Genomic DNA, 23,542 nt, shown 5'->3' on the forward strand with positions numbered 1-23,542 from the left:
GGAACGGTGTCAAGGCACGGCGGGTGCGGCCGGGGCCTGCCGGCGCGTGCCCAGCCAGGTGCCTCCCATCACGGCGGCAAAGCCCGCGAGGTGCCACAGCGTGAGCTGCTCGCCCAGCAGCAAGGCGGCAAAGAGCACACCGAACACAGGCACCCAGTACAGGAAGACGGCGGTACGCGCCACGCCGATGGTGGCGATGGCCTGGTTCCAGACCACATTGCACACCGCCGTGGCAAAGATGCCCGAGAACAGCACCAGCAGCCACGGCCACCAGCCCGGGAACAGCGCGGCCGCAGACAGCGGCGCAGGCCCCAGCGCGGTGTGCGCCACGAGCAGCACCGTGCCGATGCAGTAGGTGAGCCAGCAGATGGTCAGCGGGTGTATCTGGCGCGCCAGGCGCTGCACCATGGCCCCGCCGGCCGCGAAGCTCAGCACCGAGCTGATGATGAGCAGATCGCCCACCCCCGCGCTGGACAGGCCCGCTCCCGGGTGGCTGAGCACCACCGCGGCCACGCCGGCAAAGCCCAGCAGCACGCCCAGGCTGCGCTGCAGCGTGAGCGGCTCGCGGAACGCGATGGCCGCGAGCAGGGCCGAGGCCAAGGGGCTGAGCGCCATCACCAGGGCCGCGTTGCTGGCCTGCGAGCGCAGCAGGCCTTCGGCGAACAACACTTGGTTGGCATAGACCATGAACACCGCGCACAGCACCATCGCGCCCCACTGGCGTGGTGTGAAGCGCAGGCAGGCACAACGCTTGGCGGCCACGACGGCCGTGAGCGCCGCGCAGGCCACCAGCATGCGCACCGAGGCCAGCGTGGCGGGCGCGAACCAGGCGGTCAGCAGCTTCACCGCCGTGAGGTTGAGTCCCCAGACCGCCATGGCGCCGATCAGGACGGCCTGCACGGCCAGGGACTGGCGATCATTCACGGGCATGGTGGGGGTCAACTCCTGCAAGCGCCAAGGGGTAGCAGCGCCCGCTCAAAGTGGGCGTGCGAGGCAAGTCATGCCAGGGCCGCCGTCGCGCGCGGCCATGCCGAAAATCAGCCTTCCAATGCCTTCCACATCTGCACATCGCGCTCGGCCGTCCAGATGCGCGGGTCCGGGTACTGCGTGGCCTCGTCATAGGCCCGCGTCACGTCGAATGGCATGCAGTGGTTGAAGATCACCCAGTTGCCGTACTTGGGCTGCAATTTGGCGAAGGTGGCCTCGTAGACCTTGCGCAGGTCCTCGCCCTTGGCGGCGCTTTCCTTCACGCTCTCGTACAGGTCGCTGATGAAGGCGCGCGTGCCGGCCAGGCCGGCCTGCACCTGTTCGGGCGTCTGCAGCGCCGCGCCGCGTCCGGGCACCAGCTTCTCGGGCTTCAGGGCCGCCAGGTTGTCCAGGGTCTGCGGCCAATCCTTGAAGTAGGCGTCACCCGCATACGGCGTGGCATCGAACTCCACCAGGTCGCCGCTGAACAGGATCTTCTCTGCAGGCAGCCAGGCCACGGTGTCGCCCTTGGTGTGGCCACGGCCCAGCTGCAGGATCTGCACTTCGAGCTTTCCGAGCCACAGCGTCATCTTCCTGTTGAAGGTCATGGTCGGCCAGGTCAGGCCCTCGGGCACGCTCTCCACATTCTGGAACAGGCGTGGAAAGCGGCCGATCTCGCTGTCCTTGTCGAACTGGCCGCGCTCGACGATCAGGTCGCGCGTGTCCTCGCTGGCGATGATGTGCTCGGCCCCGTAGGCGCTGGCACCGAGCACGCGCACGGCGTGGTAGTGCGAGAGCAGTACGTACTTGATCGGCTTGTCCGTCACCTCGCGGATGCGGCGGATCACGTCCTGCGCCATGACCGGGGTGGCCTGGGTGTCGATGACCATCACGGCGTCGTCGCCAATGATGATGCCGGTGTTGGGATCGCCCTCGGCCGTGTAGGCGTAGGCGTGGTCGGAGAGCTTGTCGAAGCTCACCTTCTTGACTTCCAGGTCGGCGGCGGAGGCGAAGGTCTTGGTGGTCATGGGTGGGTCCTTGGTGGTCCGGGTGATGTCAGTGCGTGCCCAGGTAGGCGGCCTTGACCTTGGGGTTGTTGAGCAGCTCCACGCCCGAGCCTTCGAGCGTGATGAGGCCGGTTTCGAGCACGTAGGCGCGGTCGGCCACGCCCAGCGCCTGCTTGGCCATCTGCTCCACGAGCAGGATGGTCAAGCCCGCATCGCGCAATTGGCGGATGGCGTCGAAGATGTCCTTGATGATGAGCGGCGCCAGGCCCAGCGAGGGTTCGTCGAGCAGCAGCAGGCGCGGTTCGCTCATGAGGGCGCGCGCAATGGCCAGCATCTGCTGTTCGCCGCCCGAGAGTGTGCCGGCAAGCTGGTGCTCGCGCTCCCTGAGGCGCGGAAAGCGTGCGAACTCGCGCTGCAGCGCGGCCTGCATCGCAGCCGCGCCCTGCGCCTTGCGCGAGTAGGCGCCCAGCATCAGGTTCTCGCGCACGGTCTGGTCGGCGAACACGCCGCGCCCCTCGGGCGACATGGCCACTCCCAGGCCCACGCGCTGGTGTGCGGGCACATGGGTGCAGTCCTTGCCGTCCACGAGGATGCGGCCCTCGCCCACCGGCTCCAGCCCGCAGATGCTTTTCAGCAGGGTGCTCTTGCCCGCGCCGTTGGCGCCGATGATGGTCACCACCTCGCCCTGGCGCACTTCCAGGCTCACGCCCTTGACCGCCTCGATGGCGCCATAGGACACCTTGACGGATTCGATCTTCAACATGCTCATGGTTCCACTCATGCGGCGGCGGCGGTGGACTCTTCGTCCACGCCCAGGTAGGCGGCGATGACGCGCGGATCGGCCTGCACGTCGGCAGGCTTGCCTTCGGCGATCTTGATGCCGTAGTCGAGCACGATCACGTGGTCCGAGATCGACATCACCAGGTCCATGTGGTGCTCCACCATCAGAATGCTCACGCCACATTTTCCGATGCGCTGCAGCAACTGGCCGAGTTCGGCTGTCTCCTGCGGGTTCAGGCCGGCGGCGGGCTCGTCGAGCAGCAGCAGTTGCGGCTCGGTGGCCAGCGCGCGCGCCAGCTCCACGCGGCGCTGCAGGCCGTAGGGCAGGCTGCCCGCGGGCTGGTGCGCCAGGTGCGACAGGCCCACCAGGTCCAGCAGCTGGATGGCGCGCTCGCGCGTGGCCACCTCCTGGCGGCGCGCCTGGGGCAGCGACAGCAGTGAGGAGAAGAAACCGTTGCTCATGCGGCTGTGCCGCCCCAGCATCACGTTGTCCAGCACCGACAGGTCGGCGAACAGGCGCAGGTTCTGGAAGGTGCGGCCCATGCCCAGGCAGCAGATGGTGTGCACCTGGCGGCCCACGATCTCCTGGCCCAGGAAGCGGATCGAGCCCTGGTCGGGATCGACCACGCCGGTGAGCATGTTGATCATGGTGCTCTTGCCCGCGCCATTGGGGCCGATGAGCGCATGGATGTGGCCGCGCTGCAGGCGGAAGGACACGTCCTGCGCAGGCTTGACCCCGCCATAGGACTTGCTCACGCCCTGCACCACCAGCAGCTCGCCGCTGCCGTCGGGGCCGATGCGCGTGGGCGCCGCGCCGCTGGCGGCGACGCCGCCCTGGCGGACCTTCTGGAACAGCCGGTTCACCAGGCCCATGATGCCGCCGGGCATCACGTACAGCGCGAACAGCAGCAAAAAGCCGTACAGGAAATGCTGTACCGAGGGCCAGCGCGCGAGCAGCGCATCCACCAGCGTGAGGATCACCGTGCCCACCAGCGGGCCGCACATGGAGCCCGAGCCGCCGAACAGCACCAGCAGCAGGATGAAGATGGACAGGTGGAAGGTGATGAAGTCGGAGTTGATGTACTGGTTCTGCTGCGCCACCAGCGCCCCCGCGACGCCGCAGGTGACGGCCGCGACCACGAAGGCGATGACCTTGGCGCGGTAGACGCGCACGCCCACCGAGGACGAGGCGATCTCGTCGGCCTGCAGCGACAGCAGGGCGCGGCCGAAGCGGCTGCCGATGAGGTTGCGCAGCAGCAGGTGGGCCACGGCGCTGAGCACGATGCCGAACCACACCCATTGCTGGGAGGTGAGAGGCTGGCCGTTCCAGGTCAGCGGCTTGATGCCGTAGATGCCCTGGGCACCGCCGAACACGTCGGTCCACTCGCCCACGAGCTTTTCCACCACGATGCCGAAGGCCAGCGTCACCATGGCCAGGTAGGGGCCCTTCACGCGCAGCGAGGGCAGCGCGATCAGCACGCCGCACAGGCCCGAGATGCCGGCGGCCAGCAGCAGCGCCAGCCAGGGGCTCATCTCGGTGCGCGTGGTGAGCAGCGCGGCCGCATAGGCGCCGGCGGCGAACAGGCCGGCCTGCCCCAGGGACTTCTGGCCGGCATAGCCCACCAGCACGTTCATGCCGGCGGCGCACAGGTAGTACACGCACATCATGAACACGATGCGCAGGTAGTAGTCGTTGCCGATCAGCGCCGTGGCACCGATCAGCGCCGCGGCCACCAGGGCCACGCCTGCGATGTGACGGCCCTGCTTCATACCTTCTCCACCATCTTCTTGCCGAACAGCCCGGTGGGGCGGAAGGCCAGCACCAGGATCACCAGGGCGAACACCGCCACCTCGCGCCACTGGGCCTGCCACAGGTTGACCAGGGACTCGAACACGCCGAGCACGAAGCCGCCGATGACGCAGCCGCGCGGGTTGCTCAGGCCGCCGATCATGGCGCCCGAGAAGCCCTTGAGACCCACGGTGAGCCCCATGAACAGCGAGGCCTGCGCAATGGGCGCGAGCAGGAAGCCCGAGAGCCCCGCGAGCGCCGAGCTGACGACGAAGGCACCGATCATCACGGCATTGGTGTTGATGCCCATGAGGCTGGCCACGCTGCCGTTGGCCGCCACGGCGCGCATGGCCTTGCCGACCATGGTGTGGTTCATCACGCGGTCGAACACAAGCATGATGGCGACGGTGACGCCCAGGGTCAGCAACTCCTGCGGGCGCACGCCCACGCCCAGGAAGCGGATCACGCCGTCGCCCACGGGCGCCGGCACCACCACGGGCTTGGGCCCCCAGATCGCCAGGCCGATGCTCTGCAGGATGACGCCGAAACCCAGGGTGCTCATCACCCAGGCCATGCCGGGACGGCCCGCGAAGGGCCGCACGCCGATGGCGTACAGCAGCCAGCCCAGGAGGCCCATGGCCCCCAGGGCAGCCACCAGCGCCAGCAACTGGGCCGGCACCCCGGGCACGGCATCGCCGAAGGTGGTGGAACTCACCGGTTTGCCCAGCACCAGGAACAGCGCGCTCATGCCGATGAAGGCCCCCGCTGAGACGAATTCGCCGTGCGAGAAATTGAGGGTCTTGGTGGTCGTGAATGTGATGCTGAACCCCAGCGCCACCAGCGCGTAGGCACCGCCCACCGCCAGCCCGCTGATGATCGCCTGCAAGAGCGCTTCTGTCATGTTTGCTTCCTCGCGCGGGGGCGGCGCGGGCAAGGTGGCCTGCGCCGCACGCCGCTGTGGTCGTCGTGCGTCGTCTGCGAAAAGGGCCGATGCCCGCTTACTGCTTGAAGTCCGCCGGCGTGAAGGAGCCGATCAGCGCGTCGGTGTAGGGCAGGAGTTTGCCGTCCTTCCAGCGGATCCAGACCAGGTCCTTGGCGGTCAGCGCGTCATGGTTGGTCTTGGTGAACGGCTTCTCGTAGGTCTTGAGCACGCCCTGCACGGGGGTTTTGAGGTCTTCGAGCGCCAGGCGCACGGCGGATCCGTCCGTGGTCTTGGCTTGCTTGACAGCCTCGGCGTACAGCAGCACCGAGTCGTAGCCGTGCAGCGCGAACGAGAACGAGCCGGGGGCCTTGAGCTTGGCACCGATACGGTCGAACAGCTTTTGCTGCGCGGGCGTGCGCGTCTCGCTCACGGTGCGCATGAACAGCGGCTTCTCGGCCAGGGCCTTGCCGGCCGCATCGTAGAAGGTGATGTTGTCGGCCGCCCAGGAGGTCAGCGTGAGCGGGAAGTAGTTGAGCTTCTCCATGCTGCGCACCAGTTGCGCAATGGGCGTGCCCTGGGCCCAGACGACCACCGTGTCCACGCCAGCGGCCTTCATCTTGCTCAGTTGCGAGGTCATGTCCGTGTCGCCCACGCCGAAACGCTCGGTGGCGGCGGGCTTGATGCCCTGCACCTCGGCGATCTCCTGCATGTCCTTCAGGCCGCCCTGGCCGTAGCCCGTGGTCTCGGCCATCAGGCCCACGACCTTGGAAGTGGCGGTGTTCTTCTTCACGTAGGCCATGAGGGCGGCCACCTGCTCGCGGTCCACCATGGAGACGCGGAACATGTAGTTGTCGGCGCCGGGGCTCATGGGCTTGGTGATGTCGGTGCCCGAACCCACGTTGCCCAGCACGGGAATCTTCTTCTGGTTGGCGATGTGCTTCCAGGCCATGGCGTTGCCCGAGTTGGTGGGGCCGAACACGGCGACCACCTTCTCGTTGTCGATCAGCTCGCTCATGTTCTGGATGGACTTGGGCGGCGCCGAGACGTCGTCGCGCGTCACCAGCGTGAGCTTGCGGCCCAGCACGCCGCCCGCGGCGTTGATGTCGGCGATGGCCGCCTCCATGCCGATCACGGCGGCCTGGCCGCTCTGGGCCGAGGGCGATGCCGAGAGGTCGCCGTTGTAGCCGAGCTTGATGTCCTGGGCGGACACGCCCGTCGAGACCGCAGTGATGGCAGCGGCGGCCAGCAGGCCTGCGCAGAGTCGCTTGAGTTGCATGGTGTCGTCTCCTTTATGGTTGCAATGCACGCCTCGCACCCACGATGGGGCCGGGCCAGGGGGAACTCGGACAATGAGGACGGTCAGACGGCGAGGAAGCCGCCGTCGACCGGCAAGGTGATGCCGGTGACGTAGCGCGACATGTCGGACGCGAGGAAGATCACCGGGCCCACAAGGTCCTCGGTCTCGCCCACACGTCCCATGGGGATGCGGGTCATGAAGGCTTCGAGGCGCTCGGGGTTCTCGCGCGTGGCTGCCGTCATGGGCGTGGCGATCACGCCGGGGGCCAGCGCGTTCACACGCACGCCGCAGGCGGCCTGCTCGGCCGCGAGCGACTGGGTGAACATCTTGATCGCGCCCTTGGAGGGCGAATAGCCCAGGCTGCCGGCCTGGCCCGCGTACGCGGCGATGGAGGCGATGTTGATGATGGCGCCTTTGGTGGACTGGATGGCCGGCAGCCAGGCCAGGCTGACGTTGAAGGTGCCGTGCACATTCACGTCCAGGGTCTTCTTCCAGTTGGCGGCGGCACGCTCGCTGGCCGTGCCCTCGCGGATGATGATGCCCGCGTTGTTCACCAGGATGTCGATGGCCCCCACGTCGCGGCCCACCTGCGCGGCCAGCGCATGGCAGGCTTCGGCATCGGTCACGTCCAGCGTGTAGGCCCAGGCCTGGCCGCTGGCGGCGCGCACCAGGCCAGCGGTTTCTTCGACGGCGGCGGCGTTCATGTCGGTCACGACGACGCGTGCGCCAGCCTGCGCCAGGCCCAGCGCGATGGCGCGGCCGTTGCCCTGGCCTGCGCCGGTCACCAGCGCGAGCCGGCCGTTCAACAGGCGCGGGGCCACTGCTTCGGGGTACAGCATTTGTCGCTCCTTCTTCTCGTGTTGTCGTGTTCGCTCAGGCCGTGCGGGCCACGGGGACGGCGGCACGCTCCTGCAGGCTCACCGATTCGCGCACCGGCACCAGGGCGCCCGCCAGCTCCATGCCGGCCACGTAGCCGAAGGTGAGCGCCGGGCCCAGCGTGATGCCGGCGCCGGGGTAGTTGCCGCCCATGATGCTGGCCGCGTCGTTACCCACGGCGTACAGCCCCTTGATAGGCTGGCCGGCACCGTTGAGCACGCGGGTGCGGTCATCGGTCTGCAGGCCCGCGAAGGTGCCGATGTCGCCGATCACGAGCTTGATCGCGTAGTACGGCCCGAACTCCAGCGGTGCCAGGCACGGATTGGGCGTGACCAGGGCATCGCCCTGGTAGCGGTTGTAGGCCTTGCTGCCCTTGCCGAAGGCCGGGTCCTCGCCGCGGCGGGCCGCGTCGTTGAACTCGCGCACCGTGGCCTCCAGCACCGCCGGCTCCACGCCGATGCGGCCGGCCAGCTCGCCCACGCTGTTGCCGCGCAGCAGGTAGCCGCTGCGCAGGTGGCGGCCGATGGGCATGGGCGCCGGGGCCACGCAGCCCAGGCCATAGGAGCGCAGGGCCTTGTGGTCGCACAGCAGCCAGGCGGAGACTTCCTTCTCACCCTGGCAGGCGGCCACCATGGCCTGCACGAAGTCGTGGTACGAGTTGCCCTCGTTGGCAAAGCGCTGGCCCTTGGGCGTCACGGCGATCACGCCGGGCTTGGCGCGGTCGATGAAGTGGGGCATCACGCCCTTGCTGCCATCGGCGCGCGTGGTGACCGAGGCGGGGACCCAGGCCGCCGCATGGGGGATGGTGCCGTCCACCCGGCCGCCCACGGCCTCGGCGAGCTTGAGGCCGTCGCCGGTGTTGGATGCAGGCGAAGGCGAGTAGTGCTCCTTGCCGGTGGGCGCGTGGGGAAAGAGCTGCTTGCGGCGTTCCACGTCGTGCGGAAAGCCACCGCAGGCCAGCACCACGCCACGTTTGGCCTCGACCTTCACGGTCTTGCCCTCGTGCTTCACCAGGGCGCCGGACACACCATCGTACTCCACGACCAGCTGTGTCACGGGCGAAGACAGCCACACGGGGATGTCCAGATCCATCGCGGCCTTGGCCAGGCGGCCGGCCAGGGCATTGCCGTTGGTCAGCGTCATGCCGCGGCCATGGCCCATGACGTCCATCGCATGCTTGCTCAGGCGCCGCGTCACATAGGCAAACGAGGTGGGCGACTTGAAGGCCCGCATGAAGTGTTTGATCTCGGGGCCCGAGCCCAGCATCATGCCGAACACCGTGAGCTCGGGCAGGGGCGGCGCCAGGTGCTTGATGCGCGGGCCGAGTTCTCGCCCATCGAACGGGCGCGTGACCATGGAGCGCCCGCCGGGCTGGCCACCCGTGGCCTCGGCATGGTAGTCGGGGAACACCGCCGGCATGTCGAACTGCACGCAGGTGTTCTGGGTGAAGAAGTCGATGGCCTTGGGGCCGTACTCCAGGAAGGCGTCGACGCGCGCCGCGTCGAAGTGGGTCGTGGCCTCGTGCTGCAGGTAGGCGCGTGCGGCGCCCGCGGGCTCGTGGATGCCTTGCTCCTTGGCCAGGCGCGTGCCCGGAATCCACAGCCAGCCGCCCGAGCGGGCGGTGGTGCCGCCAAAGCGCGCTTCCTTCTCCACCACCAGCACCTTCAGCCCCTGGGATGCCGCCGTGATGGCCGTCGCCATGCCCGAGGCGCCCGTGCCCACCACCAGTACATCCACCGAGATGCTGTCTTGCGTCATTGCATTGTCTCCAACGTTCGAAGTGTTTCGGCGAATTCTAACGAGCATATGACCATTGTCAATTCATCCGCTAATATCAAATGATGTGATTCAGTCGAATGAATCTGTTTATGTCATGGAAAACCCTTATGGATACACTGGCCACCCCCCGTCTGGATATCCCCATCATGGAAAAAAGCCGCCGCGGCATTCAATCGGTCGAAATCGGAAGTGCGCTGCTGCTGCAGCTGGCCCGGCACGTACGCCCACTGGCCCTCAAAGACCTGGCTAAGGCCAGCGGAATGACGGCGGGCAAGGCGCACCCGTACATGGTGAGTTTTCTCAAGGTGGGCTTCGTCACGCAGACCGAAGCCGGCCACTACGAGCTCGGGCCGCTGGCCCTGCAGCTGGGCCTGACCCGGCTGCAGCGCATGGACCCGGTGAAAGAAGCCTCGCAGCTCATCGAGGCGCTGGCCAATGACTCGGGGCAGAGCATCGCGGTGGCCGTGTGGGGCAACCTGGGACCGACCATCGTGCGGCTGGAGGAGCCCATCGAGCCCCTGCACGTGAACCTGCGCACAGGCACCGTGATGTCGCTGACCAATACCGCCACGGGCCGGCTGTTCGCGGCCTACATGCCGCCCAAGGTGGTGGAGCGCATCCTGAACGATGAACTGCAGCGCCTGGGCACGCGCAAGGACGCCAAGGGTGCGCCGGAGCATGAGGAGCTTGATGCCGCCCTGGCCGAGACGCGCAGGCACGGCCTGTCGCGCTCGCTGGGGCAGCCGATTCCCGGCATCGACGCGCTGTGCGCACCGGTGTTCGACTCGGCCGGCCACCTGGTGCTGGGCATCCTGGCCATGGGCCCCTCGGCCAGCTTCGACAGCAGCTGGGATGGCTCAGTGGCCACGCCGCTGCGCCAGTGCGCACTGGAGGTATCGCAGCGCATCGGCCGCACGGCGCCTCCCGCGCAGGGCTGAACCACGCACCAGGGACTTGGCGGGCCCTATGCCTGGACGGGCCGGGCCGCCTCCACCTGGGCGTTCACGCGCTCGGCCAGCGCCATGTCTCCCGGCGTCTCGGGAGTGAACTTGTCCACGGCAAGCGGCTGGCCGCCCTCGTCCAGCGCCGCATAGACGGCCACGCAATGGGCCACACCGGGCAGCTCCTTGGCCTGGATGCCGCCGCTGCGCACCTCGATCAGCATGTGCATGCTGGTCTCTCCCGTGTGCGCCAGGCTGGCTTGCACCTCCACCAGATCGCCAGGGTGGATGGGGCGGTCAAAGCTGGTAGCGCCCATGAGCGCCGTCACGCAGGTGCCGCCCGCCCAGGCGCTGGCGCAGGCAAAGCCTGCTTCATCCATCCAGCGCAGCACCGTGCCGCCGTGGATGCGGCCGGACGCCGACGGCGCAGTGTGCGACGCCAGAAAACGCAGGGTGATGGAATGCATGCGATGGTCTCCTCAGCACTGCCACGGGTATAGCCGATTTCGTGCTGCGGGATGTGTAGGAGCGTGTCGTCACCCAGCAGGCGGGCGGGTTGGGGCGACGCGCGGCAGCACCAGCCGCGCGCGCAGCCCGGCGCCTGCGGCACTGTGCAGCTCCAGCGTCCCACCGTGGGCACGCGCCACACGCTCGGCAATCGCCAGGCCCAGGCCCGCCCCCGGGGTGCCGGAGCGCGCTGCGCCGCCTCCGCGGGCAAAGGGCTGGCGCAGGCGCTCCAGCTCGTGCACCGCCACGCCTGCGCCATGGTCCGCCACTTCGATCCAGGCCCGGGCCGCATCGGCCCCCGTGCGCAGCACCACGGGCGCGGCGCCATGGCGCCAGGCGTTTTCCACCAGGTTGTCCAACGCACGTCGCAGGGCCTGGGCATGCACCGGCACCTCGGGCACGGCGCCCAGCTCCAGTTGCACCGCGCGGCCGTGGTCGGCCTGGGCCTCGGCTATGGCCTGGGCCAGCCCGTCGAGCGAGGCCAGGGTGGCCGGCTCGCCATCGCCCAGGCGCGCGAAATCGAGGAACTGGCCGACGATGGCATCCATCTCCTCGATGCTGCGCGCCATGCTGGCGGCCAGGGGGGCATCCACCTGCGCCTGGGCGATCTCCACGCCCAGGCGCAGCTTGGTCAGCGGCGTGCGCAGGTCGTGCGAGACACCGGCCAGCATCAGGGTGCGCTCCTGCTCGGCCTCGGCCAGGCTGCGCGCCATCTGGTTGAAGCTGCGCGCCACGGTGGCGATCTCCTGCGGGCCATCCTCGGGCAGGGGTTCGGGCTGGCGGCCGCTCGACAGTTGCTGCGCAGCCGCCACCACGCGCGCCAGCGGCCGGTTCAGGTGGCGCTGCAACCACCAGGCACCCAGCAGCGCGAGCAACCCGCCGGCGATGGTCGCCATGAGCCAGGCCCCCGTGAATTCGCGCGTGGGAAAGACGCTGGGCAGGGTGAGCCAGTAGTCCGTGCCGCCGTGCGCCACGCGCAGCGCCAGCAGGCCCGTGCCATCGCGCCGCCAACGCGATCCGGCATGGCCGGCGCCCTCCGCCTGGTCCAGCCGGCGCGCGACGGCCTGCACGAAGCGCCGCTCCAGCGGGGACAGCAGGGCCCGCCGGCGCAGGGAGGGGGGCTCGTCGGCGTCGCGCTCCGCCTCGGCCGCCTGGCGATTGAAGGCCTCCACAAAGGCCGCCCGCTGACCCGGCGGCAGCACATCGAGCCCCGCGCGCAGGGCGGCCGCATTGCGCGCCACGCCATCGGCCACCTGGGCCACGCGCGGCTGCAGCACCATCTGGCGCACCAGCACCACGGCACACAGCTGGCTCGCCACCACCAGCGCGGCGATGAGCAGCAGGTTGCGCCCGAGCAGGCTGCGCGGCCACGCGCTCATGCCGCGCCTCCCGCAGGGGCTGCGCCGTCGGGCATGAAGACATAGCCCACGCCCCAGACGGTGCGGATGTGGCGGGGCTGCGCCGGGTCGGCCTCGATGAGCTTGCGCAGGCGCATCACCTGCACGTCGATGCTGCGGTCCGTGGCCTCGTGATCGGGCCCGTAAGCCAGCGCGATCAGGCGGTCTCGGCCCAGGGGGCGGCGCGGCTGCTGCGCCAGGACTCGCAGCAGCGCGAACTCGCCACTGGTGAGCACCACCTCTTGCCCGTCGCGGGTGAGCCTGCGCTCCTGCAGGAAAAGCTCGAACGCGCCGAAGCGCACGCTGGCACCCGGGCCTGTCTGCAGCGGGCCGGTGTGCGCGCCCAGCATGCGCTGGCGCCGCACCATGGCCTGCACGCGCGCCAGCAACTCACGTGGGTTGAAGGGCTTGGGCAGATAGTCGTCGGCCCCCATTTCCAGGCCGATGATGCGGTCCACCGGGTCGCCACGTGCGGTGAGCATGAGGATGGGAATGGTCTCGCCCTGGGCGCGCAGGCGCCGGCAGATGGACAGGCCGTCCTCGCCCGGCATCATCACGTCGAGCACCAGCACGTCGAAGCGCTCGCGCGCCAGCAGCGCATCGAGCGGCCCGGCGCCGTCCACCGTGCGTACGGCATAGCCCTGGTCGCTGAGGTAGCGCTGCAGCAGGGCGCGCAGGTCGGGCTCGTCATCGGCCACCAGGATACGGGCCAGGGCTTCGGTCATAGGGAAGGGCGTGCAACTCGGGATGGCGCAATGGTAGGGCGCAAGGCCCTGCAGCAGGCCACTTCGTCATGCTTTGTCATACATCGGGCCGCCCACGCCACACATGGCTCACACCTGGGCGCGAAAGTGGAGCCTTGCCAACCCAGGAGCCCTCCATGACCACTTCTTCCCACACCCGCGCACTGGCCCTCGCCAGCGGGCTTGTCCTGGGCCTCATGGCCGGCGCGTGCGCGCAGGCCGCGCCCTCGGCCCAGCGCGTCCAGCACATACAGCAGGCGCGCGAGCAGCTGCACCAGCGCTTCGTGGCCTCCGACCGGGACGGCAACGGCCAGCTCACGCGCGCCGAGGCCCAGGCCGGCATGCCGCGTGTGCACAGCGCCTTCGACCAGATCGACACCGCCCGCAAGGGCTATGTGACCGAGGCCGAGATCACGGCAGCCATGGTGGCCCGGCTGGCCAGCCGCCGGGGCATGCCGCAGCAGTAACCGCATTTCACTACCATCACAGGAGAAAACGACCATGACCACCCCTATCACCCCCCGCCTGCGCACCTGGGCCCGCCGTGCTGCCGCCCCCCTGGGCCTGGCCCTGGCATCGCTGGTCGCCATGGCACCGGCCCAGGCCCAGTTGACCGACCCAGGCCTCTTTCTGGAGGAAGGCGGCGGCACCGTCACCACCCTTCCGGCCGGCGTGCAGCGCATCGCCGACGTGCCCTATGGGACCGACCCGCTGCAGCGCATGGACGTGTACCTGCCCGCCGCCCCGCGCAGCAGCGTGGAGGGGCCGGCCCCGGTCATCTTCATGGTGCACGGCGGCGGCTGGCGCACCGGCGACAAGGCCATGAGCCGCGTGGTGCAGGAAAAGGCCGCGCGCTGGGTACCGCGCGGCTTTGTCTTCATCTCGGTCAACTACCGGCTGCACCCGGCCGTGAACGTGCTGCAGGAGGCCATCGACGTGGCCGTGGCGCTGGACACCGCGCAGAAGCAGGCCGCGCAATGGGGCGCCGACCCCACCAAGTTCATCCTCATGGGCCACTCGGCCGGGGCACACCTGGTGTCCTTCGTCAACGCGCATGCGCCGCTCTTGCGCCAGTTGGGCGCCACGCCGTGGCTGGGCACGGTGTCGCTGGACAGCGCGCTGCTCAACGCGCCGGTCGTGATGTCGCTGCCGCACTACCCGCTGTACGACGAGGTGCTGGGCAGCGACCCGGCCTTCTGGCTCGCGATCTCGCCCTACCAAGCCGTGACGGGTGCCCAGCCGCCCTACCAGTTCGTGTGCTCCACCAGCCGGCCCGACCGCCCCTGCCTGCAGGCCCAAGGCATGGCCGCGCATGTACAGGCCCTGGGCAGCCGCGCCGAGGTGCTGCCGCAGGACCTCACACACGGCGAGATCAATGCCAACCTGGGGCTGGACAGCGACTACACGCGCGCCGTCGAGACGTTTATGGGATCGCTCGACCCCGTCGTCGCACAGCGCCTGCGCTAAGCGAGATAGCGCGCCAGGTACTTGCCCGTGTGGCTGGCGGGGTTGGCCGCCAGGTCCTCGGGCGTGCCCACGCCGACCACGGTGCCGCCGCCGGCCCCCCCTTCGGGACCCATGTCGATGAGCCAGTCGGCCGTCTTGATGACGTCCAGGTTGTGCTCGATGATGACGATGGTGTTGCCCGCATCGCGCAGCTGGTGCAGCACCTTGAGCAGCAGGTCGATGTCGGCGAAGTGCAGGCCGGTGGTGGGCTCGTCCAGGATGTAGAGCGTGCGGCCGGTGTCGCGCTTGGAGAGTTCCTGCGCCAGCTTCACGCGCTGCGCCTCGCCGCCCGAGAGCGTGGTCGCCGCCTGGCCCAGGCGGATGTAGGACAGGCCCACGTCCAGCAGGGTCTGCAGCTTGCGCGCCAGGGCCGGCACGTCCTTGAAGAAGGCGAAGGCATCCTCCACGGTGAGCTCCAGGATCTGCGCGATGTTGCGGCCTTTCCAGAGCACCTCCAGCGTCTCCCGGTTATAGCGCTGGCCGTGGCAGACGTCGCAGGGCACGTAGACGTCGGGCAGAAAGTGCATCTCCACCTTCACCACGCCGTCGCCCTGGCAGGCTTCGCAGCGGCCGCCGGCCACGTTGAAGGAAAAGCGCCCCGGACCGTAGCCACGCTCCCGGGCGGTGTTGACCTCGGCCATGAGCTCGCGGATGGGCGTGAACAGCCCCGTGTAGGTAGCAGGGTTGCTGCGCGGCGTGCGGCCGATGGGCGACTGGTCGACATTGATGACCTTGTCGAAGTACTCGATGCCCACGATCTCGTCGTGCGCGGCCGGCTCTTCGTGGGCGCGGTAGATCTGGCGCGCCACGGCAGCGTACAGCGTGTCGTTGACCAGCGTGCTCTTGCCCGAGCCCGAGACCCCCGTCACGCAGGTCAGCAGGCCCACGGGGAAGTCCACCGTCACGTTCTTGAGGTTGTTGCCGGTGGCGCCGGCCACGCGCAGCGCCTGCACGGCGCCCTGGCGCGCATGGTGGGCGGCCATGCGCTCGGCGCGGCGCTTGCTGGCCTCGGTCTCGGGAAAGCGCGACTTGCCTTTGGCGGGCGCCGGTGCCGGTGCCGGGGCTTCCACCACCGGCAGCCAGGGCGTGCGGTGCTTGGGCACGGCGATGGACAGGGTGCCCGACAGGTACTTGCCGGTCAGCGATTCGGGGTGGCTGCGCACCGTGTCGTAGCTGCCTTGGGCCATCACGCGGCCGCCGTGCACACCGGCGCCCGGGCCCATGTCGATCACGTGGTCGGCGGCGCGCATCATGTCCTCGTCGTGCTCGACCACGATCACGCTGTTGCCGATGTCGCGCAGGTGCTGCAGGGTGGCGATGAGCCGGTCGTTGTCGCGCTGGTGCAGGCCGATGCTGGGCTCGTCGAGCACGTACATCACGCCCGTGAGGCCCGAGCCGATCTGGCTGGCCAGGCGGATGCGCTGCGCCTCGCCGCCCGACAGCGTCTCGGCGCTGCGGTCCAGGCTCAGGTAGTTCAGGCCCACGTCGTTGAGGAATTGCAGCCGCGTGGTGATCTCGCGCACCACCTTGTCGGCGATCTCGGCCTTGGCGCCGGTGAGCGTGAGCCCCTGGAACCAGGCATGGGCGTGGTTCAACGTGGCATGGCTCACCTCGAAGATGGCGCGGGCCTGTTCGCCCTCGCCCACCTTCACGTGGCGCGCTTCGCGGCGAAGGCGCGTGCCGTGGCATTCGGGGCAGGGCTGGGTGCTGCGGTAGCGCGCAAGGTCCTCGCGCACCACCACCGAATCGGTCTCGCGGTAGCGCCGCGCCATGTTGGGCAGGATGCCTTCGAAGGCGTGCTTGCGGGTCATCACCTTGCCCTTGGAGGGGCCGCTGTCCATGATGTAGGTGAAGGCGATCTCTTCCTCGCCCGAGCCGTGCAGCACGGCCTCCTGCACCTTGGCGGGCAGCGATTCGAAGGGTGCCTCGACGTCGAAACCGTAATGCCGGCCCAGGCTTTCGAGCATGGCGAAGTAATAGCCGTTGCGCCGGTCCCAGCCCTTGATGGCACCGCTGGCCAGGCTCAGCGTGGGAAAGGCCACCACGCGCAGCGGGTCGAACACCTCGCGCTGGCCGATGCCGTCACAGGCCGGGCAGGCGCCCATGGGCGAGTTGAAAGAAAACAGGCGCGGCTCCAGCTCGGCCAGCGAGTAGCTGCACACCGGGCACGAGAACTTGGAGGAAAACAGGTGCTCCTGGCCCGAATCCATCTCCAACGCCAGCACGCGGCCGTTGCCCTCGTTGCCGCCCACGCGCAGCACGGCCTCGATGCTTTCGGCCAGGCGCTGCTGCATCTCGGGGCGCACCTTGAGGCGGTCGATCACCACGTCGATGCTGTGCTTCTCGGTCTTCTTGAGGGCGGGCAGGCTCTCGTACTCGTAGATGGTGCCGTCCACGCGGAAGCGGATGTAGCCCAGCGCCTGCATCTGCGCAAAGACTTCAGTGAACTCGCCCTTCTTCTCGCGCGCCACGGGGGCCAGCAGCATCAGGCGGGTGTCTTCGGGCAAGGCCAGCACGGCGTCCACCATCTGGCTCACGGTCTGCGCGGCCAGCGGCAGGCCGTGGTCGGGGCAGAAGGGCGTGCCGGCGCGCGCGTACAACAGGCGCAGGTAGTCGTGGATCTCGGTCACCGTGCCCACGGTGGAGCGTGGATTGTGGCTGGTGGCCTTCTGCTCGATGCTGATGGCGGGCGACAGGCCCTCGATCAGGTCGACGTCGGGCTTGTCCAGCCGCCCGAGGAACTGGCGCGCATAGGCCGACAGGCTTTCCACGTAGCGCCGCTGGCCTTCGGCATACAGCGTGTCGAAGGCCAGGCTGGATTTGCCCGAGCCCGAGAGCCCGGTGATCACCACCAGCTGGTTGCGCGGGATGTCGAGGTCGATGTTCTTGAGGTTGTGCGTGCGCGCCCCACGGATGCTGATGCGCTGCTCCCGCAGCGCGCGGGCCAGGTAGGTACCGTCGGAGGATCGGCCGTCGTCGGCAGCGGGGTCGTAATTCACGGGGCGGGCTCTATGCGGGACAACCCACCATGATAGGCCACCGGAATCTCCCGCACCTGCCACGCTGCTGCCAAGGCACAGGCGGTTGCCGGTGTCACCGCCAGTCACGGCAGAGGCCGACCCGGCAACCCGGGGTTTGCCGACTCCCATAAAATGACAATCATTCTCATTTAATCACCCATTGCCTGGCATGCTCCACGCCCGGGCGACGGCTTGCCACCCTTCCGCTACGCAGCATGGCCAGCGAACGCACTCTATCCGCGGCACCCCCCACCGACGCCGCCGTCCCCGTTGCCGATCCCGCCGCACCCACTGGCGGCCGCCGCTGGCACCTGCCCGCCCTGCCCACGCTGCGGCAGGCCTGGTTCCAGGTGCACTGGTTCATCGGCATCACGGCCGGCACGGTGCTGGTGGTGATCGGCCTCACCGGGGCGCTGCTGGCCTTCCACGAAGAAATCCTGGACCTGATGAACCCCGGCGTGCGCCACGTGGCACCGTCGGCAGGGCCCATGCTCACGCCGCAGCAAACGGTGGATGCCGTGCTGCGCGCCGGACGCACCGAGCGCATCAGCAGCGTGGCCCTGGAGGCCGAGCCGGGCAGTTCGGCACGTGTGGCCTTCGTGCCGCGCCCGGGTGAGCGGCGCGGCGACGTGGTCTACGTGCACCCCTACACCGGCAGCGTGCTGGGCGAGCTGCAGGGCCATGGCTTTTTCGAATGGATCGAATCGCTGCACCGCTGGCTGCTGCTGCCGCGCGAGCCTGGCCGCGTGGTGGCCGGCGTGCTGGCCATCTGCCTGCTGGGCCTGTCGCTCTCGGGCCTGTACCTGCGCTGGCCGCGCCACCCGCTGCGCTGGCGCACCTGGCTGACCTTCGACCCGGCATTGAAGGGCCGCTCGTTCCTGTGGGGCCTGCACTCGGTCATCGGCACCTGGGCCCTGTTGCTGTACGTGGCGCTCACGGCCACGGGCATCTACTGGTGCTTCGACGCGGTGCGCGACACGGTGGACGGCTGGGCCGGCCAGAAGCGGCCCCCGCGCGCGGCGGCCCCGGCCCGGCCACCTGCCCCTGCCAAGGCCGAACCCAAAGCGCCCGAACCCGCACCGCCGGACCTGGCCCGCACCTGGGCCGTGTTCCAGCAACAGGCCGGCGACTGGGCCGAGGCCAGCCTGCGCATGCCGGCCAAGGCCGGGCAGCCGGTGCAGGTCACCTGGCTCGATGCCAAGGCGCCGCACGAACGGGCGCGCAGCCGCATCTCCATCGAGCCCCTGAGCGGCAAGGTCAGCGGCGAGGACCGGTATGCCGACCGCAGCATGGGTGCCCGCGCGCTGAGCACCATCTACCCGGTGCACATGGGCACCTACTTCGGCCTGCCAGGGCGCGTGGCCATGCTGCTGGCCAGCCTGGCCCTGCCACTGTTCGCCATCACCGGCTGGATGCTGTACCTGGACCGCCACCGCCAGCGCCGCGCCACCGCGGCCGCGCGTGCTGCCCACGGCCAGGGCGTGCCCGGCGCAGTGGCCGGCAGCGCCGCCGACACCCTGCTGGTGGTCTATGCCAGCCAGGCTGGCCAGGCCGAGCGCATCGCCCTGCAAAGCGCCACGGCCCTGCAGCAGGCCGGTCTGCGCGTGGCCGTGCAGTCCGTGGCCCAGCTCACGCCCGAGACGCTGCGCGCCCACCGCCGCGTGCTGCTGGTGGCCAGCAGCTTCGGCGAGGGCGAGCCGCCCGACACGGCCCGGCGCTTCACCCGCCTGCTGGAGCAGCAGACTGCCGGCACCCTGGGCAGCACGCACTACGGCCTGCTGGCCCTGGGCGACCGCAACTACGCGCGTTTTTGCGGCTACGGCCATGCGCTGGACGACGCCCTGCGCCGCGCGGGCGCGGCACCGCTGTTCCCGCTGATCGAGGTGGACAATGGCGATGCGGCCGCCCTGGCGCGCTGGATGCAGACCCTGGCCACGCTGGAAGGCGCCGAACACCTGGCGCTGGACACCCCGCTGGCCGATGCCAGCCCCGAACTGCCCTACACCCCCTGGCGCCTGGCAGGCTGCGAGCATCTGAACCCGGGCAGCGAGGGCGGTCCGCTGTTCGAGCTGGCACTGACGTCCGACACCCCCGCCACCTGGCACCCCGGTGCCCTGGTCGAGGTACAGGCCCGGCATTCCGCCGAGGCGGTGGATGCCTGGCTGGCGGCTGCAGGGCTGGCAGGCACCGATGCCGTGCGCCTGCACGGCCAGCCCTGCACCCTGGCCGACGCCCTGGCCCAAAGCGTGCTGCCGGTGCCACCGCTGCACTTCGCCGGTGCCCAGGCCTGCGCCGACGCCCTGGTGCCGCTGGCGCCGCGCACCTATTCAGTGGCCTCGCTGCCAGAGAACGGCGCGCTGCAGCTGCTGGTGCGCCAGGAGCGGCATGCGGACGGGCTGGGCCTGGCCTCGGGCTGGCTCACCGCGCATGCGCCGCTCGGCACCCGGGTGCCCATGCGCCTGGTGGCCAACCCACGCTTCGACGCGGCTGCGGGCGACGTGCCCTGCCTGTTCATCGGCAATGGCTCGGGCCTGGCCGGGCTGCGCGCGCACCTGCGCGCACGGGTGCAGGCCGGCCACCGGCGCAACTGGCTGCTGTTCGGCGAACGCCACAGCGCCCACGACACCCTGTGCGCCACCGAGATCGCCGGCTGGCAGGCGAATGGCTTCCTGCCGCGGCTGGACCGCGTGTTCTCGCGCGACGGCGGCGAGCACCGCTATGTGCAGGACCGCCTGCGCGCCGCCGCCGACGAGCTGCGCGCCTGGGTGGCCGACGGCGCCATCCTGTACGTCTGCGGCAGTGCCCAGGGCATGGGTTCGGGGGTGGATGCGGTACTGGCCGAGGTGCTGGGCGCGGATGCACTGAATGCCTTGATCGCAGACGGACGCTACCGCCGGGACGTGTACTGAGTTCGGCGGAACGCCGGGTTTGCTCTTGATCAAAGTCAATGGACGGGCCAATGCGCGAGAATCGGGGTTTGCGCCAGCCGTCCATCGAGCCTCCTTCCTTGCTAATGCCTTCCCCGGCACCGAGTGCCGCCCCCCCTTCCTCTGCCCCCGTACAGCCACCGGCCGCGCATGCCATGACGCCGCTGGAGCGGCGCTCCAGCATCAGCCTGGCGCTGATCTTCGCGCTGCGCATGCTCGGGCTGTTCCTGGTGCTGCCGGTGTTCGCGCTGGAGGCGCGCAAGTACCCGGGCGGTGACGACCCGGCGCTGGTGGGCCTGGCCATGGGCATCTACGGCCTGACCCAGGCCGTGCTGCAGCTGCCGCTGGGCATGGCGTCAGACCGCTTCGGGCGCAAGCGCGTGATCGTGCTGGGCCTGCTGGTCTTTGCCGGCGCCAGCCTGCTGGCCGCGCTGGCCGATTCGCTCACCGGGCTGCTGCTGGGCCGGGCGCTGCAGGGCGCGGGCGCCGTGTCCGCCGCCGTCACGGCCCTGCTGGCCGACCAGACGCGCGATGCGGTGCGCACCAAGGCCATGGCCCTGGTGGGCGGCAGCATCGGCCTGATGTTCGCCGTGGCCCTGGTGGCCGCCCCCGTGCTCACGGCCCACATCGGCCTGTCCGGCCTGTTCGGGCTGACCTGCGCGCTGGCGCTGGCCGGCGTGGCCGTGGTGCTCTGGGCCGTGCCGCCCGAGCCCGCGGCGCACAAGGGCACGGCGCGCGGCCGGCTGGCCGATGTCTGGGCCCACCCCGACCTGCTGCGCCTGAACCTGGGCGTGTTCGTGCTGCACACCGTGCAGCTGTCCATGTGGGTGGCCGTGCCGGCCATGCTCGTACAGGCAGGCCTGCCCAAGGACCACCACTGGCAGGCCTACCTGCCGGCGGTGGTACTGTCCTTTGCCGCCATGGGCGGGCTGTTCGCGCTGGAACGTGCCGGCCGCCTGCGCGCGGCCCTGCTCGGGTCCATCGGCCTGGTGCTGGTGGTGCAACTGGGCCTGGGCACCATCGCGGCCGGCGGCGCCACGCCCACGCTGTGGGTGCTGGGGCCGCTGCTGTTCCTGTTCTTCTGCGGCTTCAACGCGCTCGAAGCCACCCAGCCCAGCCTGGTCTCGCGCATGGCGCCTGCGGCCCTGCGTGGCGCGGCCCTGGGCAGCTACAACACCCTGCAATCGCTGGGGCTGTTTGCCGGCGGCGCCCTGGGCGGTGCCCTGGTCAAGTGGGCGGGGGCGCCCGGGCTGTTCGCCACCACGGCGGTACTGACCGCCCTGTGGCTGGTACTGACCTGGCCCCTGCGCCCAACAGGACGAGGCCAGGGACACTGACCGGCCGGCTTGCGGCACAATGGTACGTTTGGCGCGCAGACTCTCCACCGGCTGGGGAGTGCACCGTCGCCCCCCAACATCCAGCAGTAGGTAGAGCAGCACATGGCATCCGTGAACAAAGTCATCATCGTCGGCAACCTCGGCCGCGACCCGGAAATGCGCACCTTCCCCAGTGGCGACCAGGTGGCCAACGTCACGGTGGCCACCACCGACAAGTGGAAGGACAAGCAGACCGGCGAAATGAAGGAAGCCACCGAGTGGCACCGTGTGGTCTTCAACGGCCGCCTGGCCGAAATCGCCGGCCAGTACCTGCGCAAGGGCTCGCAGGTCTATGTGGAAGGCAGCCTGCGCACGCGCAAGTGGACCGACCAGAGCGGTGTGGAAAAGTACAGTACCGAGATCCGTGCCGACCAGATGCAGATGCTGGGCAGCCGCCAGGGCATGGGCGGCGGCCAGGGTGGTGGCGGTGGCCAGCAGGGCGGCTACGACGACGGCTATGGCGACCAGGGCGGTGGCGGCTACGATGCGCCGCCCCAGCGCCGTGCGGCACCGCCGCAGCAGCAACGTCCCGCGCCGGCCCCCGCTCCCCGCCAGGCGCCCGCCCCGGCGCCACGCGCGGCCTCGGGCTTCGACGACATGGACGACGACATCCCGTTCTGACCCCAGGCCAGACATTCCGGGCACCGCAGGCCCGCGCTCCCCAGGGGCGCGGGCCTTTTTCGTGGCGCCGGCTCAGGCCGCAGGTTGCTTCATGCGCCGGGCGGTTTCCACCACCACGCTGCGCAGCGACTGCACCGTGGGGTGATCCTCCAGCTCCTTGGTGGTGAAGAAGCTCACGGGGGGCAGGTTCCAGCTGAGCCGGTAGGGCAGCGCGGCCCAGTGGCCGGCGCGCTCCATCTCGGCCACCACATCGCGCGCGAAGATGGTGATGGCATTGGGCTCCTGGCGCAGCACCATCTCCATGCTGCGGATGGCGGTGGTCTCCAGGATGGGCAGCGGCGGCTGCACGCCCGCGCCGACGAAGATGGCGTTGTAGGTGCGGCGCATGGGCGTGTTGGGGGGCGGCAGGATCCAGTCGAGCTGCGCCAGCCGCGCCCAGTCCAGCGGGCCGCGCGACAGCCGCTGCACGTTCTTCGCCCCCACCACCAGGCAGGGCTCCTGTTCGTAGATGGCCTGCTGCACCAGGCCGCCCGCATCGCCGTCGTACGAGCGGCCGATGGCGCAGTCGAGCTCGCGCGCCAGCAGGCCGGCCACCAGTTCGTCCGTCGTGCCCTCGCGCGCCATCACCGAGATGCGCGGCGAGCGGTCCAGCAGGTGCGTGAGCGCGGCCGACATGAGCTGCTGCGGCACCTGCTGCGTGAGGCCCAGGCGCAGCCGGCCACTGCGGCCCGCCCCGAGTGAGGTGAGTACGCGCGCGGTCGCGTCGAGCTCCGCCAGCCAGCGCTTGGCATAGAGCAGTACTGCCGCGCCCGCGGCCGTTGGCACCAGTCCCCGGCTGGAGCGGTCGAACAGCCGGGCCCCGAAGATGTCCTCGACCTCGTGCAGCGCCTTGGTGATCGCCGGCTGGCTCAGCTGCATCTCGGCCGCCACCCGGCCCAGCGTGCGGTGCCGGTCGATGGCCTGCAGCAGCGACAGCTGCCGGAGTTTGAGGCGAGACAGCAGCGCGTGCTGCAGCTCGGCGGCGGGGTCGCGGGCGGTGGGCAAGGTCATAACTCCATGGTTATTGGACTATCAGCAATTATTTCACT

General features: G+C 69.7%; 19 protein-coding genes. 6 read left to right on the forward strand and 13 right to left on the reverse strand.

The window, feature by feature from the left end:
- Positions 1 to 9 precede the first annotated feature (9 nt).
- From AC07X5_RS00965 to AC07X5_RS01000, 8 genes are all read right to left on the reverse strand, one after another.
- Positions 10 to 930, reverse strand: a complete 921-nt coding sequence (locus AC07X5_RS00965) for a DMT family transporter (protein ID WP_494768703.1) — start codon at positions 928 to 930, stop codon at positions 10 to 12.
- Positions 931 to 1,037: 107 nt separating this feature from the next.
- Complete coding sequence (locus AC07X5_RS00970) at positions 1,038 to 1,994, reverse strand: MBL fold metallo-hydrolase (RefSeq protein WP_494768704.1); 957 nt, start codon at positions 1,992 to 1,994, stop codon at positions 1,038 to 1,040.
- Positions 1,995 to 2,022: 28 nt separating this feature from the next.
- On the reverse strand, positions 2,023 to 2,736 hold the full coding sequence (locus AC07X5_RS00975; RefSeq protein ID WP_409959054.1) for an ABC transporter ATP-binding protein: 714 nt from the start codon (positions 2,734 to 2,736) through the stop codon (positions 2,023 to 2,025).
- A 14-nt stretch (positions 2,737 to 2,750) separates the two neighbouring features.
- Positions 2,751 to 4,523: a branched-chain amino acid ABC transporter ATP-binding protein/permease gene (locus tag AC07X5_RS00980; RefSeq protein ID WP_494768705.1), complete on the reverse strand. Its 1,773-nt coding sequence runs from the start codon at positions 4,521 to 4,523 to the stop codon at positions 2,751 to 2,753.
- Positions 4,520 to 5,443, reverse strand: coding sequence for a branched-chain amino acid ABC transporter permease (locus AC07X5_RS00985; protein ID WP_494768706.1), 924 nt, complete (start codon positions 5,441 to 5,443; stop codon positions 4,520 to 4,522). Before AC07X5_RS00985 ends, AC07X5_RS00980 begins: the two co-directional genes overlap by 4 nt.
- Positions 5,444 to 5,540: 97 nt before the next feature.
- Positions 5,541 to 6,740, reverse strand: a complete 1,200-nt coding sequence (locus AC07X5_RS00990) for an ABC transporter substrate-binding protein (RefSeq protein ID WP_494768707.1) — start codon at positions 6,738 to 6,740, stop codon at positions 5,541 to 5,543.
- 83 nt (positions 6,741 to 6,823) lie between these two features.
- Entirely contained in the window at positions 6,824 to 7,600 is a 777-nt protein-coding gene (locus tag AC07X5_RS00995) for an SDR family NAD(P)-dependent oxidoreductase (protein ID WP_494768708.1), read from the reverse strand.
- Between the two features lie 34 nt (positions 7,601 to 7,634).
- On the reverse strand, positions 7,635 to 9,395 hold the full coding sequence (locus tag AC07X5_RS01000) for an FAD-dependent oxidoreductase (RefSeq protein WP_494768709.1): 1,761 nt from the start codon (positions 9,393 to 9,395) through the stop codon (positions 7,635 to 7,637).
- Positions 9,396 to 9,562: 167 nt separating this feature from the next.
- On the opposite strand from AC07X5_RS01000, the gene AC07X5_RS01005 reads away from it, so the two are divergent.
- Positions 9,563 to 10,354 (forward strand): IclR family transcriptional regulator, encoded by a 792-nt coding sequence (locus tag AC07X5_RS01005; protein ID WP_494769442.1) that lies wholly within the window; start codon positions 9,563 to 9,565, stop codon positions 10,352 to 10,354.
- A gap of 26 nt (positions 10,355 to 10,380) precedes the next feature.
- Here AC07X5_RS01005 and AC07X5_RS01010 read toward each other — a convergent pair whose 3' ends face one another.
- The 3 genes from AC07X5_RS01010 to ompR form a co-directional block, all read right to left on the reverse strand.
- Complete coding sequence (locus AC07X5_RS01010; protein WP_409962856.1) at positions 10,381 to 10,824, reverse strand: acyl-CoA thioesterase; 444 nt, start codon at positions 10,822 to 10,824, stop codon at positions 10,381 to 10,383.
- Between the two features lie 69 nt (positions 10,825 to 10,893).
- A complete protein-coding gene (locus tag AC07X5_RS01015; protein WP_494768710.1) occupies positions 10,894 to 12,243 on the reverse strand; it encodes an ATP-binding protein in 1,350 nt (449 codons plus the stop codon).
- Positions 12,240 to 12,986 (reverse strand): osmolarity response regulator transcription factor OmpR, encoded by a 747-nt coding sequence (ompR, locus tag AC07X5_RS01020; RefSeq protein ID WP_494768711.1) that lies wholly within the window; start codon positions 12,984 to 12,986, stop codon positions 12,240 to 12,242. The genes AC07X5_RS01015 and ompR overlap by 4 nt, the downstream gene beginning before the upstream one ends.
- A gap of 155 nt (positions 12,987 to 13,141) precedes the next feature.
- Between ompR and AC07X5_RS01025 the strand changes: the two genes are divergently transcribed.
- Both AC07X5_RS01025 and AC07X5_RS01030 read left to right on the forward strand, forming a co-directional pair.
- The gene (locus tag AC07X5_RS01025) at positions 13,142 to 13,471 is read left to right on the forward strand and encodes an EF-hand domain-containing protein (RefSeq protein ID WP_494768712.1); all 330 of its coding nucleotides are present in this window, start codon (positions 13,142 to 13,144) and stop codon (positions 13,469 to 13,471) included.
- A gap of 34 nt (positions 13,472 to 13,505) precedes the next feature.
- Positions 13,506 to 14,471 (forward strand): alpha/beta hydrolase, encoded by a 966-nt coding sequence (locus AC07X5_RS01030; protein ID WP_494768713.1) that lies wholly within the window; start codon positions 13,506 to 13,508, stop codon positions 14,469 to 14,471.
- On the opposite strand, the gene uvrA is transcribed toward AC07X5_RS01030, so the two are convergent.
- A complete protein-coding gene (gene uvrA, locus AC07X5_RS01035) occupies positions 14,468 to 17,458 on the reverse strand; it encodes an excinuclease ABC subunit UvrA (protein ID WP_494769443.1) in 2,991 nt (996 codons plus the stop codon). The genes AC07X5_RS01030 and uvrA overlap by 4 nt on opposite strands.
- A 287-nt stretch (positions 17,459 to 17,745) precedes the next feature.
- Here uvrA and AC07X5_RS01040 point away from each other — a divergent pair, with 287 nt between their 5' ends.
- From AC07X5_RS01040 to ssb, 3 genes are all read left to right on the forward strand, one after another.
- Entirely contained in the window at positions 17,746 to 20,439 is a 2,694-nt protein-coding gene (locus AC07X5_RS01040) for a PepSY domain-containing protein (protein WP_494768714.1), read from the forward strand.
- 173 nt (positions 20,440 to 20,612) lie between these two features.
- Complete coding sequence (locus AC07X5_RS01045; RefSeq protein ID WP_494768715.1) at positions 20,613 to 21,794, forward strand: MFS transporter; 1,182 nt, start codon at positions 20,613 to 20,615, stop codon at positions 21,792 to 21,794.
- A 102-nt stretch (positions 21,795 to 21,896) separates the two neighbouring features.
- Positions 21,897 to 22,454 (forward strand): single-stranded DNA-binding protein, encoded by a 558-nt coding sequence (gene ssb, locus AC07X5_RS01050; protein ID WP_409963349.1) that lies wholly within the window; start codon positions 21,897 to 21,899, stop codon positions 22,452 to 22,454.
- A 72-nt stretch (positions 22,455 to 22,526) separates the two neighbouring features.
- Here ssb and AC07X5_RS01055 read toward each other — a convergent pair whose 3' ends face one another.
- Complete coding sequence (locus AC07X5_RS01055) at positions 22,527 to 23,498, reverse strand: LysR family transcriptional regulator (protein ID WP_494768716.1); 972 nt, start codon at positions 23,496 to 23,498, stop codon at positions 22,527 to 22,529.
- Between the last annotated feature and the right edge of the window lie 44 nt (positions 23,499 to 23,542).

This window comes from Acidovorax sp. GW458-11-26-14-TSB4 (assembly GCF_059423865.1).

Excerpts from the sequence above, each read along its gene's own strand:
- AC07X5_RS00965 (WP_494768703.1), bottom strand. The coding sequence starts at position 930 with ATGCCCGTGAATGATCGCCAGTCCCTGGCCGTGCAGGCCGTCCTGATC.
- AC07X5_RS00970 (WP_494768704.1), bottom strand. The coding sequence starts at position 1,994 with ATGACCACCAAGACCTTCGCCTCCGCCGCCGACCTGGAAGTCAAGAAG.
- AC07X5_RS00975 (WP_409959054.1), bottom strand. The coding sequence starts at position 2,736 with ATGTTGAAGATCGAATCCGTCAAGGTGTCCTATGGCGCCATCGAGGCG.
- AC07X5_RS00980 (WP_494768705.1), bottom strand. The coding sequence starts at position 4,523 with ATGAAGCAGGGCCGTCACATCGCAGGCGTGGCCCTGGTGGCCGCGGCG.
- AC07X5_RS00985 (WP_494768706.1), bottom strand. The coding sequence starts at position 5,443 with ATGACAGAAGCGCTCTTGCAGGCGATCATCAGCGGGCTGGCGGTGGGC.
- AC07X5_RS00990 (WP_494768707.1), bottom strand. The coding sequence starts at position 6,740 with ATGCAACTCAAGCGACTCTGCGCAGGCCTGCTGGCCGCCGCTGCCATC.
- AC07X5_RS00995 (WP_494768708.1), bottom strand. The coding sequence starts at position 7,600 with ATGCTGTACCCCGAAGCAGTGGCCCCGCGCCTGTTGAACGGCCGGCTC.
- AC07X5_RS01000 (WP_494768709.1), bottom strand. The coding sequence starts at position 9,395 with ATGACGCAAGACAGCATCTCGGTGGATGTACTGGTGGTGGGCACGGGC.
- AC07X5_RS01005 (WP_494769442.1), top strand. The coding sequence starts at position 9,563 with ATGGAAAAAAGCCGCCGCGGCATTCAATCGGTCGAAATCGGAAGTGCG.
- AC07X5_RS01010 (WP_409962856.1), bottom strand. The coding sequence starts at position 10,824 with ATGCATTCCATCACCCTGCGTTTTCTGGCGTCGCACACTGCGCCGTCG.
- AC07X5_RS01015 (WP_494768710.1), bottom strand. The coding sequence starts at position 12,243 with ATGAGCGCGTGGCCGCGCAGCCTGCTCGGGCGCAACCTGCTGCTCATC.
- ompR (WP_494768711.1), bottom strand. The coding sequence starts at position 12,986 with ATGACCGAAGCCCTGGCCCGTATCCTGGTGGCCGATGACGAGCCCGAC.
- AC07X5_RS01025 (WP_494768712.1), top strand. The coding sequence starts at position 13,142 with ATGACCACTTCTTCCCACACCCGCGCACTGGCCCTCGCCAGCGGGCTT.
- AC07X5_RS01030 (WP_494768713.1), top strand. The coding sequence starts at position 13,506 with ATGACCACCCCTATCACCCCCCGCCTGCGCACCTGGGCCCGCCGTGCT.
- AC07X5_RS01040 (WP_494768714.1), top strand. The coding sequence starts at position 17,746 with ATGGCCAGCGAACGCACTCTATCCGCGGCACCCCCCACCGACGCCGCC.
- AC07X5_RS01045 (WP_494768715.1), top strand. The coding sequence starts at position 20,613 with ATGACGCCGCTGGAGCGGCGCTCCAGCATCAGCCTGGCGCTGATCTTC.
- ssb (WP_409963349.1), top strand. The coding sequence starts at position 21,897 with ATGGCATCCGTGAACAAAGTCATCATCGTCGGCAACCTCGGCCGCGAC.